The sequence below is a fragment of the Peptococcus niger genome, from assembly GCF_900101835.1.
Classification (GTDB): Bacteria; Bacillota; Peptococcia; order Peptococcales; family Peptococcaceae; genus Peptococcus; species Peptococcus niger.
On record NZ_FNAF01000004.1, the window covers coordinates 23,375 to 35,074 of the forward strand.

Genomic DNA, 11,700 nt, shown 5'->3' on the forward strand with positions numbered 1-11,700 from the left:
GGTATTGCTTAAGAAGAGGGGAAAACTATGGCGAACGATTATGATTTAAAAGCACCACAAATTTTACTGGATGACTTAATGGCCTTGCACAACGATGTGGTTGAAGAGGGGCGCGAAATCTTTGCCTCTTGGGAATATGCCATTGCACGCAAAGAATTCCGCCCCTGTGCCTTGAATATGGCCTATTATATGGCCCTGCGCCGTCGCAATGTGGTGGATATCCAGGAAGCCTTGTCCGCTTACGGCCTGTCATCTTTGGGCCGGGCTGAATCAAGGGTCATGCAAAACCTGGATGCCGTTGTCCAAACCCTTTCCATGGTGGCGGATGGTTGCGGCCGGGAATTGAATTATGCAGAATTGACCGATCAATACCGGGGGCGGGAATACCTAGAAGCGCAAAGTCTGGAAATTTTCGGCGAAAAACCGCCGGGACGGGATACGCATATTATGGTGACCCTGCCGCCGGAGGCTGCTCAAGACGGTAAGTTTATCCGCCGATTGATTGAAGCGGGCACGACCTGTCTGCGGATTAATTGCGCTCATGATACGCCTGAAATGTGGCAGCAAATGATTGACCATGCCCGGAAGGCAGAGAAAGATACCGGCCGCCGGGTGAAAATCTGCATGGACATTGCCGGACCGAAAACCCGGATTCGCCAGCTTTTAAGCCGGCGGCAGAATCCGGTGGTCCTGCCGGGCGACCGAATTTTCCTGACCGGACGACAAATTTTAGAGAATTTTGCCGCTTGTGACCTGGTCATTTCCTGTACCCTACCGGAAATTATTCCCCACCTGATGGAAGGGGACCACATTTATATCGATGACGGGCGGGTCATCGGGCGCGTCGTTGAGCGCCAACGGGCCGGTGTCGTGGTGGAAATTGATAAGGTCTTGAAAGAAAAGGGTGTCCGTTTAAAAGCGGAAAAAGGCCTGAACTTCCCAGATGCCGACATACCGATTGATATCATTACGGACCAGGACCGCCAGGCCCTGGACTTCATCTGCCAACATGCCGATATGGTGGCGGTATCCTTTGTCAAAGATGCCCGTGACATTGTGCTGGTACAGGAAGAATTGGCAGAGCGGATGGGCGACCGGGCCGATGAAATGGCGGTCATCGCTAAAATAGAAACGCTGGCAGGGGTCAATAACCTGCCTGAAATCATTGTCCAAGGGGCCGGGAAAAATCCCTTTGGCGTGATGATTGCACGTGGGGACTTAGCCGTTGAAGTGGGCTATATCCGCCTGGCAGAATTGCAGGAAGAAATCCTTTGGATTTGTGAAAGTGGTTCCATTCCCGTCATCTGGGCTACCCAGGTATTGGAAACCATGGTCAAAAGCGGCATTCCGACACGGGCTGAGATGACCGATGCCGCCTCCAGTCGCCGTGCAGAATGTGTCATGATGAACAAGGGCCCGCATATTTTTGAAGCGGTGGAAACCTTAGCAGCGGTTCATGAACGGATGATGCACAATGTCAGCAAAAAAGCGGCCAAGCTGCGTGCCTTGAACATTGCCATTAAACTTTGGCCGGAATCGGATGAATTGGAGGAATCACGTGAAGGCTATTAAAGCACTGGAAGACTTGCTCCTGGCGGTACGCAACGAATCGCCGGATGATTTTGCAGATTTTTTCTACGCCACCGCCTATGACCTCGGCACCGATTTTGATGATGCAGAGGACTATTTTGCCTTTATGGATCCTGAACGGTTGAGCAAGCGGTTGGCCGATTTGGTTTCAGCCGGCATTGATGAAGGCTTTTTGGTTCAGGCAACCCTGGATCATATGGGACGCTGGCTGGCGGAGGAACCGCGCCGGTCGCGCAGGCAATGGCGCCGGAATGCGGCCCAGCTGGCCGATCCGTCACTACCGGAGCGGATGCGCGCCATGACCGCTGAGACCCAGGAGCGGCTTTTGGACACCGACACGGAAAAACGTTGGCTGCAGCTGGCGGCACGCTTTGAAAAGGAGCGCGCAGCGCGCTTCCCGGCCCTCTTCTGGCTGGAATGGGAGGGCGATGGGGATGCCTGATCAACCGAAAGGCAAAATTGTTGTTCTGCCGGCTGGCCCCTATGAAGTCCATGGAGATATCCCTCTCTACAAAGAAGTTTTGCTTAAAAATGACGATAAAAGCTACCGCTGGGACCATCGTGAACAGATCGACGTCCCTGGTGATCCCTATCGCTTGTGTCGCTGTGGCCGTACCACCCACCCGCCCTTTTGTGACGGCAGTCATGCTGGAGGCGACAGACCTTTTAAGGGGGCCAACCGGGCGCCTTTTGACACGGTTGACGACCGGGCCGTTATTTTGGAAGGTGCCGGCGTCGATTTGCGTGATGACATTGATCTTTGCAGCTGGAGCCGGTTTTGCCATACCCCTCATGGGAAGGTGTGGGCCTTGCTCAAGGACACCGATGATCCGGATATTCGCGCCTGGGTGATTCGCGGCTGTAGTGAATGCCCGTCGGCGCGTCTGACCGCCATTGATAAGGCAACACAACTGCCGATTGAGCCGACCCTGCCGATGGAAATTTCCGTGACGCAGGACCCGGCAGAAGGCATCTCCGGCCCCTTGGCGGTACGCGGGGGCATTCCCATTGAAACGGAAACCGGCGAGCGCTGGGAGGTCCGCAACCGGGTAACCCTATGCCGCTGCGGCGGGTCGCATAATGGGCCCTATTGTGATGCCCGGCATAAAACCATTGAATTTGATGACGGGAACTTGGCCGATTCCGGGGAAGGTGTGCAGTAAGCCGTGGCAAAAATAATAATCGTTGAAGATGACGCGGTGATTCGCACCCATATGGCAGAGGCCTTGCGGGCAGATGGTCATCAGGTCGTCGACTGTGACGGGTCTGCCGATCCGGCTGCTTTTTGCAGCAAAGAAGCGGCTGACTTGCTGGTGATGGACATCGGTTTGTCCCACAAAAACGGTCTCTACTGGTGTGAACAAATTCGCCGAAGGTCACAAGTCCCGATTTTAATCGTCTCGGCACGGCGGGAAGAGGTGGACTTGATTACCGGCATGGCCATCGGGGCGGATGATTATTTGACCAAGCCTTTTGCCTTGTCGGTTTTTGTGGCCAAGGTCCAGGCCCTGCTTCGGCGGGCCTATGATTATCGCTGTGAGCGGGTTGAGTTAAGTGCAGCTGGGCTGGTTCTGCATCCGGAAGAGATGCAGGTCATGGGTCCGGAGGGGGAAGTGGCCCTGTCGGCAACAGAATCAGCCATTCTGGCTCAATTGATCCGTGCTGCCGGCGGGTTTGTCAGTCGGGAACGGCTGGCCTTAAACCTTTGGGACGACGCCTGCTTTATAGATGACAATACCCTATCGGTGAATGTCAGCCGGTTGCGGCGGAAGTTGGCCTCCATCGGCGCTGGCGGGGCCATTCAAACGAAAAAAGGATACGGCTATGGCATTAAGGAAGGGGTTTAGCATGGGCAGACCAGGGCCATACCGCCTTCTGATAGGCGTTTGGCTGGCGGTGACGCTCATTTTCAGCGCCATGCTGGTCTTGCACCGGGTTGGTTTGCCAATGACACTTTATGCGGTGGCCTTGGCGACCCTGCCACTGGGGCTTGGCCTGTGGCGGTTGCGGGAGGGCAGCCGGCGGCAACTTACGGCGCTGACGGCCCGTGATGCTGCCAGGTGTCATGCCTTTTTTCCGGCAGCGCAGGCCAAGGAACTGGAGCAGATTCTCCTGGACCGGGCCAAGGCCTTACAGGGGCAGCACGACATCCAACGCTGCTTGAACGATGATTTTTCCCTTTGGGTGCATCAGGTCAAAACGCCTCTATCTGCCGCAACCCTTTTGGCGCGTGAAGCGGACCGGCCTTCATTGGCCCTCTTAAATGCCTTGGAAGCCATGCGGGCTTATGTGGACATGGCCTTGGTCCAGGTGGCCTTGAGTGACCAAGAAGCCCCTTTGGATTTGGCCCCCTGTCAGCTGGAGGACATTTTAAAAGAGGCGCTGCAGCGCACGGCGGGTTTATTTTTAGCCGGAAAGGTGCAGGTGACCCTAGAGCCCTTGCCGCTTGCAGTCCAGTCAGATGCCAGATTGTTGGCGGTGCTCTTTGAGCAAGTGCTCAGCAATGCCGCTAAATATACGCCCAAAGGACGGGTTTCTGTCTATAGCAAAGGGGCGGCCATCTATATTCAAGACACAGGCATGGGCATTGCCGCCGATGAATTGCCCCGCATTTTTCAGCGGGGATATGCCGGTAGCCGGGGGCGCTTGGATGAACGTGCATCAGGGATGGGCTTGTATGTGGCCCAGCGCATTGCTGACCGCTTGGATTTGAAGCTGGACATTCGCTCAGACCTTGGCGTGGGCACCACCGTTCAAGTGACTTTTCCGACCTACAGCCTTATAAGAGAATAGGCAAGCGTTGCTGAAAGCGTTTCAGCAACGCTTTTTTCTTACAAAATTGTAAGGTGAAAGAGGGAAACTGTAAGGTTAAAATAAAGCAGGATCATGGGCATTTTGTTATCCTAAGCCTGTAAGGAGGAGATGACATGACGTTATTACAGGTTCATCACTTGGGCAAAGTATATCGCGGTGGCCCGACCAGTCCGGCCCATCGGGTGCTCCAGGACCTTAATTTTTCCCTGGATAAGGGCGAATTTGTCGCCATCATGGGGGAGAGCGGGTCCGGTAAGACGACCTTGCTCAATATTATTGCCACGTTGACCGATTTTGATGAAGGCGAGGTCCAGTTAAACGGAAAATCCTATCGTACCATTCCCACTGCCGATAAAGCACGATTTCGGCGAGAAAAAATGGGCTTTGTCTTTCAACAATTTAACCTGCTGGAGACCTTCACTGTGCGGGACAATATCCTCTTGCCCCTGGTTTTGTCCGGGCTGAGGCCACAAGAAATGCCGGCCCGCCTTTCGCCTCTTGCTGAGCTGATGGGTGTGGACAAGTTATTGGACCGGTATCCGGATGAAATCTCCGGTGGTCAGTGCCAACGGGTGGCTGTTGCCCGGGCCCTAATAACCCAGCCGGACTTGATTTTGGCCGACGAACCGACCGGCGCCCTGGATTCAAAAACGGCTGCAGCCTTGTTGGACGCTTTTGCCGACCTTAACCGGCAGGGGGAAACAATTTTTATGGTAACCCATTCCGCCTTGGCGGCTGCCTATGCGACCCGGGTCCTGTTTTTGCGCGACGGCAGCATTTATCATGAGCTCTACCGGGGAGATCTTTCGCGCCCAGTCTTTCGTGAGCGGATCATGGATACGCTGCAGCTCATCTTAAAAGGTGGTGAGCGACATTTTTAGACGACTCTATTGGCCCATGGCCTGTGCCAGCTTTAAGGCAAATCGACGGATTTGGCAGCCCTTTGTTATTGCGGTGGCCGTCATGTTGGCGCTTTTTACGGTGATTTGCAATGTTTCTCAAACAGACTATATCAGCCACTTGCCGCCGGCAAAAGTCGTTATGGATTACGGACGCTGGATTTCAGCCTTTTTTAGCCTGGTTTTTGTCCTCTATGGGACCAGCTTTGTTAAGCGGATGCTGCAGAAGGAAATGGCCCTGTATGCCATGCTTGGCTTGGAGCGGCGGCATCTGCGGCGCTTGCTCTTGGTTATGCAGGGTGTTTTTTCACTCCTTGCCGGGGGGATGGGGCTAGCCCTTGGATACGGGTTAAGCCTATTTTTCCTGCTTTTTTTGACCCGGCTGATGGGCCTGGAGCACCTGGCCTTAAACTTAACGGCACAAGGATTTTTGGAAACGGTGGCCATCATTGCCGGAATCTTTCTCTTGGATACCCTGTTTGCAGTGGTTGGCGCAGGTCGGCCGCCGAAACAACGTACTTTTTTGAAGCGCCACCCTCGTGCCTCTAAAGGGTTTACCGCCGGACAGAGCCTCTTAGCCCTGGGCTGTTTGGGCAGCGGTTATTGGCTGTCTTTGACCGTAAGCGGCGGATATGAGGCCATTAAAACCTTTTTTATTGCCGTCGTCCTGGTCATGATTGGCACCTGGCTTTTGTTTAGCGGCTTGCTCGTCCTCATCCTGGAAGGGTTGCAAAAGCGCAAGGGCTTTTATTATCGCCGGGTCCCCTTTATCACCATCGGTGGTTTATTGCCCCGGGTCCGGCAGCACGGTGTAGGCTTGGCCAGTGTGGCGATTTTGCTCACCATGGCCATTGTCAGCATCAGTTTTACGGCCACCATGTATAAAGAACCGGATGTGCAGTACCGGATGCCCTATGATTATCAACTGAGGTATATGGGGAAGGTAGATCAAAACCAATCTATCGACGCTGCCCTTGACCTCTTAAATGATGTGACCGGGCGGAGTCAGAAAGCCATCAAGTCTTTTTCTAAAGAAAACGGTTTTGCCGTGAAAGAAATGCAAACAAAACGGTCTTATTCTGCTTTTGTGACCCTAAAGGGACGGCAAATGAATTTCAGCGACCGGAATGGGTCGCAAGACGGGGCCTTTTTTGCCGAATTTTTATCGGCAGAAGATTGCCCAAGGGCCAAACCGGCAGCCGGCGAAGTCCTGGTCTTGAGCGATAAGCCTTCTCAATCGGCAGCGGAAATGGCCTTCGGTAAGCAAAAATTTCAGCGGGTCATGCCATCGGCGGCAGAGAAAAAAGAACTTTTGCAGGCCCTCTACGGCAGTCAAGCCAAGGCAAGCCAGGAAATGAGGCCGACCCTCATCTTTGCCGATGACCGCGCCCTTTTGTCTGCCCTAACCGGCCTGCGGGCGGCCAATCCATCCGGCCTTATCTCAATGAATGCGACCCTCGACTGGTCCGTCCAGCCCCAGGGCAATAAGGAGGACTATCTCCTGCCCATTCAAAGGGCCTTGAAGGCCATTACCGCACCGGGCATCGAAGTGCAGTTCGTCAATTCTAAGAGGAATCTCTTGGCGGAATTTTTACAATTTAAGGGATCTATTTTGTTTATCGGTATCTTACTGGGCCTGGTATTTATGACCGGGGTTGTCTTGGTGACATTTTTTAAACAAATTTCCGAAGCCCTGGCAGATCGAAAGCGGTACCGCACCATGCAGGACATCGGTATGGACGACGCCATGATTCATCAGGTTTTTGCGCGACAGGTCTTTACCCTCTTTGCCCTGCCCTTGGGCGTTGCCTTCATACACGCCCTTGCCGCCTACCCGATGATCAACTTGATCTTGCAGTTTATCGGCTTCAACACAGCCAACAGTTATTTTCTAGTCATTTTGCCGGTCTTGCTCGGCGCTGCCCTGGCTTATGGCATCGCCTACCAACTGATTACCCGCACCTATGAAAATATTTTGAAAGGGTCTGCCATGTAAATAGGCCCTCTTGGCAGGCGCTCTGCTCCGGTTCCTACAAGCAGCTAGGACAGGGCAGAGCTTTGTCATTTAAAGGAGGGGCTTGTGATGGGCCCTGTCATACCATGGCTTGCCGGGCTAGAAAATGGACAGGTGGAACAAAGGCTTACAATATCCAGGAAAAGCTCGGTCATTTTCAACGCTTTTTGAATTTACAGTTGGCTGTTTTGGCGGAATAGGGTAAAATAAGGGCATGGAAATTATTGAAAAATTTCAAAATAAAATTGGAGGCAGGGATATGGATTTCAGTCAGGAGTATCAAGAAAAACTGTGTACGCCGGCGGAAGCGGTGAAGGTGGTAAAAAGTGGCGATTGGGTTGACTACAGTCAAACCTGCTCCATCCCGGTTAAGTTGGACGCGGCTTTGGCCGCACGCCATGCGGAACTGGCAGATGTGAACATTCGCAGCTCCATTACCATGCAGCCGCTGAAGGTGGTAGAAGAGGGCGAAGGGTCCTTTACCTATAATCCCTGGCATTGCTCCGGGATGGACCGTCGCTACATTGACCAGGGCAAGGCCTTCTTTAATCCGATGATGTTCCGCAATGTGGGCAGCTATTATCGCAAAGGCTATGCGCCGGTGGATGTGCTCATGCTGACCGTTTCGCCGATGGATGCTTACGGCAATTTCAGTACCGGCCTGACCAACTGCTGCGTGCAGGACATTGTTGACGTGGCCAAGTATATTATTTTAGAAGTCAACCCCAATATGCCCCGCGTTTATGGGACGACAGGGGACCACATTCATATTTCCCAGGTGAATTGCCTGGTGGAAAGCGATGAAGCCATTCCCACTGCAATGGCGCCGGCAGCAACGGAGATTGACCGTAAAATTGCCGAATATATTTTCCCGGAGCTTTCTGACGGGATGACCCTGCAATTGGGGATTGGCGGCATGCCCAATGCGCTCGGTGCCTTGGTGGCGGAATCGGACTTAAAGGACATTGGCATGCACACCGAGCTGATGAGTGACGGCTATCTGACCCTCTACAAGGCGGGTAAGATCACCAATATGAAAAAGGAAATCGACCGCGGCAAGGGGGTCTTTTCCATTGCCAATGGGTCCCGTGAACTCTATGATTTCTTAAATGAAAACCAGGGCATTTATTCAGCGCCAATCGGCTATGTGAACCATCCGGAAACCATCAAGCAATTTAAAAATTTCGTTTCCATTAACGGCTGTATTGCCATGGACCTGTACGGACAGGTTTGCTCCGAATCGGCCGGGACACGCCATATTTCCGGGACCGGCGGGCAGCTGGACTTTGTCACCGGTACTTTTGAGTGTGTGAACGGCAAGGCCTTTTTGGCCATGAGCTCTACCTTTAAGGATAAAAAGGGGACGGTTCATTCACGGATTTTGCCGAAATTTACCCAGGGGGATATTATTACCACCCCTCGGACCCAGGTGCCGACGATTGTCACCGAATACGGCATGGCCCATCAAGTGGGCTTGCCCACCTGGATGCGCGCAGAAAATATCATTAACATCGCCCATCCGGATTTCCGTGAAGACTTGATTCAAGCCGCTGAGGCGCAGGGCATTTGGCGCCACAGCAATAAACGGTAACCCTTTATTGAACAAAGAAACGCCTCTTTTGGTGCTATGGCTGCACCGGAAGAGGCGTTTCTTTATGAATATTTTTAACGGCGGTGACGGCGGAAGGTATTGCGGTGCCGGTATTGATACCGGTTGTAGGCGATGTAGCCGAGGACGGAGAGGAGGGAGGTGGCGAGGAAGAGGAGGGTGACTTTTATATAATCGCCGCTGACGATGGCATCACCGGCCATGGCGCTGACTAAGGTGGCCGGAATGCGGGCCAGGTTGCTGATGATGAGAAAATTCAACAAGGTCATGGGGGTTAGGCCTAGCAGGTAGGTGAGGGCATCTTTTGGCGTACCGGGAATGAGGAAAAAGATAAAGGTCAGGCCGTGGAGCTTACGTGGATTGGTAAGAAAATCGTAGTTTTCAAGCCGATTGTTGTCAAAAAAGAAATCGACAAAACGGTTGCCAAAAATTTTTACCAAGCTGAAGGCAAGGGCCGAACCGAGGACCATGCCCAGGGTACAAATGAGGGTGCCATGAACCGGTCCGTAGGCGAAGCCGGCGGCAATTTCCAAGGGCCCGGCAGGCACCACAGCGACCAAGACCTGGAAGGCCACGCCGGCGATAAAAATCAGACGGCCGATAAAACCGTAGTTTTCCGCCCAGGTACGGACGGCCTCCGCATCCTGCATGCTGCGAAAAATTGGCGCAAAATGCCGTGTGATCAAAACGCCGACAAAAATAAGGGCTGCGATAAAGAGTAAAAGCAAGAGTCGGCGCAAACGTTTTCGCATGCGATTGTCCATGAAAATTCCTCCAAATAGGGTTATTGGTCTTATCATATACGCAATAGCGCAAAAAAACAATTGTTTTTGCAGCCGGCTGGATTTTGATGGGATTAGAAAAACCGCCCCCCTATCCCGGCGGGAATCAGAGGCGGTGGCAATATAGGTCAAGCCTTATTCGATGACATCGTGGACGGTATAGCCTGCCTGAGTCAAGGCCTGTTTAATTTCTTGAACATGGCGATGGCCGTTGGTGGAAACGGTGACGTCTACATGAATATTGGAAAAGCGTTTCGTTAGGCTGTAACGGTCATGGGAGATGGAAATGACGTTGGCCCGCAAATCGGCCAGGATGCCGGTAAACCGGTGCAGTTCGCCGGGACGGTCGGGCAGGTCCAGATAAAACTTAAAGATGCGGTCACGAGAGCGCAAGCCTTTATTGATCATGGATGCCACCATGAGCATGTCTACATTGCCGCCGGAAAGGATGCAGGCGACCTGCTTGTTGGCAAAGGGCAGCTTGCGTGCGGCCGCTACTGAGAGCAGGCCGGACGGTTCCACGACCAGTTTGTGCTGCTCAACGGTTTCTGTAAAGGCTTCCATCAGCTCATAATCGTCAACGACCAGCCAGTCATCGACGAACCGGCGGCAGAGGGCATAAGTTTCCACCCCGGCTTCTTTAACGGCGGTGCCGTCAGCGATGGTGGAAACGTCGTCTAGGGTAACGCGGGCTCCGGAGCGGATGGCCGCGCGCATGGAAGCGGCGTTTTTCGGTTCGACGCCAATGACCCAGCAGTCGGTCTTATGGCTGGCAATACAGGCGGCAATCCCGGCAATTAAACCGCCGCCGCCAACCGGGACGAGAATGGCGTCCAAGTCCGGTAAGTCGCGGAGCAATTCTAAGGCAATGGTGCCTTGTCCTTCAATGACCGCCAAGTCGTCAAAGGGGTGGACCATGGTCAGGCCTTCTTCTTTGGCCAGCCGCATCGCTTCTGCAGCGGCATCGTCATAAGTGGTGCCGACCAGCCGCACTTCAGCCCCTAAAGCTTTGGTCCGCTTGACTTTAATGAGTGGTGTTGTTTCGGGCATGACCACCACCGCCCGTGCCTTGGCAAAGGCTGCGGCACAGGCAACGCCCTGGGCGTGGTTCCCGGCAGAAGCGGTGACCAGTCCGTGAGCGCGTTCTTCATCGCTTAAGGAAAAGATTTTATTGCTGGCGCCGCGAATTTTAAAGGCACCGGTGCGCTGCAGGTTTTCAGGTTTTAAGAAAATGTGGTTGTTGGTCGCAGTGGAAAAATAGGAGGACTCAATAATCGGCGTAGGTAGAAGCATTTGGCGAATGCGTCGGGCCGCCGCTTCAAAATTAAAGGTTGGATTGGACATAAGGCACCTCACAATCATAAAGTGATGATTTGCTTCTATCATAGCACTTTCCGGCGGATTTATAAATGTAAAAGAGGGCTGGCAATGCCTTATTCCGATGTGAGAATATGGCAACTCCCCCGTCATCACAGGTATGGCGGGGGAGTTGCTGTTACGAGGACAAGGCATCATGAAGGCAATTTGTTAGGCCTTTATTTACGGGGGTTAATTTTTCTTTTGCTTTTTCTGATGCTTGCCGCTGTTTTTCTTAGCGTCCTTGCGGGGGGCTGGTTCTGTCATGGCTGCCTTTGCATCGGCGGCTATGGTTTCGGCCCGCTCCTGAAGAGCTGCTTGGTCGGCGGCTTCTTTTTCTAACACGGCACCGGCCTGCTTGCCAACGGCTTTGGCAGCATCTTTATGTGGCCCTTGGGCCGGTTCAGCAAGTGGCTCTTCGACAATGGCTTCGCGCGCTTTTTCGCTGATTTGACGAGCTTCCTTCTCGATGGCCTTGGCCTGTGCTTTTTCAGCCTCCAATACATCGCCGGCTTTTTCTGCAACGGCTTTGGCGGCGTCCGCCTTGCCTTTTTTTGCTTTATTTTGAACGTCATCCAGCTTTTCTTCAGCCTTTTCTTTTTCCACGACGGCCTTGGCTTTAACGTCAGCAGCCTT

Annotated in this window: 11 protein-coding genes; 8 read left to right on the forward strand and 3 right to left on the reverse strand. The window is 53.2% G+C overall.

Features of this window, described 5'->3' with window-relative positions:
- Nucleotides 1–27: 27 nt before the first annotated feature.
- The 8 genes from BLQ16_RS04145 (at nucleotide 28) to BLQ16_RS04180 (ending at nucleotide 8,908) form a co-directional block, all read left to right on the forward strand.
- A complete protein-coding gene (locus BLQ16_RS04145; RefSeq protein WP_091791491.1) occupies nucleotides 28–1,572 on the forward strand; it encodes a pyruvate kinase in 1,545 nt (514 codons plus the stop codon).
- A complete protein-coding gene (locus tag BLQ16_RS04150; protein ID WP_091791492.1) occupies nucleotides 1,559–2,032 on the forward strand; it encodes a hypothetical protein in 474 nt (157 codons plus the stop codon). The genes BLQ16_RS04145 and BLQ16_RS04150 overlap by 14 nt, the downstream gene beginning before the upstream one ends.
- A complete protein-coding gene (locus BLQ16_RS04155; RefSeq protein ID WP_159427976.1) occupies nucleotides 2,025–2,753 on the forward strand; it encodes a CDGSH iron-sulfur domain-containing protein in 729 nt (242 codons plus the stop codon). The genes BLQ16_RS04150 and BLQ16_RS04155 overlap by 8 nt, the downstream gene beginning before the upstream one ends.
- Before the next feature lie 3 nt (nucleotides 2,754–2,756).
- Entirely contained in the window at nucleotides 2,757–3,437 is a 681-nt protein-coding gene (locus tag BLQ16_RS04160; protein ID WP_091791494.1) for a response regulator transcription factor, read from the forward strand.
- 1 nt (nucleotide 3,438) lies between these two features.
- A complete protein-coding gene (locus BLQ16_RS04165; RefSeq protein WP_159427977.1) occupies nucleotides 3,439–4,383 on the forward strand; it encodes a sensor histidine kinase in 945 nt (314 codons plus the stop codon).
- A 134-nt stretch (nucleotides 4,384–4,517) separates the two neighbouring features.
- Nucleotides 4,518–5,285 carry an ABC transporter ATP-binding protein gene (locus tag BLQ16_RS04170; protein ID WP_091791496.1) on the forward strand — a complete coding sequence of 256 codons (768 nt, stop codon included), beginning with the start codon at nucleotides 4,518–4,520 and terminating at the stop codon, nucleotides 5,283–5,285.
- Nucleotides 5,269–7,299 (forward strand): FtsX-like permease family protein, encoded by a 2,031-nt coding sequence (locus BLQ16_RS04175; RefSeq protein WP_144019656.1) that lies wholly within the window; start codon nucleotides 5,269–5,271, stop codon nucleotides 7,297–7,299. Before BLQ16_RS04170 ends, BLQ16_RS04175 begins: the two co-directional genes overlap by 17 nt.
- Before the next feature lie 277 nt (nucleotides 7,300–7,576).
- Complete coding sequence (locus tag BLQ16_RS04180) at nucleotides 7,577–8,908, forward strand: acetyl-CoA hydrolase/transferase family protein (RefSeq protein WP_091791498.1); 1,332 nt, start codon at nucleotides 7,577–7,579, stop codon at nucleotides 8,906–8,908.
- Between the two features lie 74 nt (nucleotides 8,909–8,982).
- Here the strand turns inward: BLQ16_RS04180 and BLQ16_RS04185 are convergent, their stop codons facing one another.
- The 3 genes from BLQ16_RS04185 to BLQ16_RS09630 form a co-directional block, all read right to left on the reverse strand.
- Nucleotides 8,983–9,690: a TVP38/TMEM64 family protein gene (locus BLQ16_RS04185; protein WP_159427978.1), complete on the reverse strand. Its 708-nt coding sequence runs from the start codon at nucleotides 9,688–9,690 to the stop codon at nucleotides 8,983–8,985.
- Nucleotides 9,691–9,843: 153 nt separating this feature from the next.
- Nucleotides 9,844–11,052 (reverse strand): threonine ammonia-lyase, encoded by a 1,209-nt coding sequence (ilvA, locus tag BLQ16_RS04190; RefSeq protein ID WP_091791500.1) that lies wholly within the window; start codon nucleotides 11,050–11,052, stop codon nucleotides 9,844–9,846.
- 204 nt (nucleotides 11,053–11,256) lie between these two features.
- The coding region (locus tag BLQ16_RS09630; protein ID WP_423230817.1) for a hypothetical protein at nucleotides 11,257–11,700 on the reverse strand (444 nt) is incomplete at its 5' end.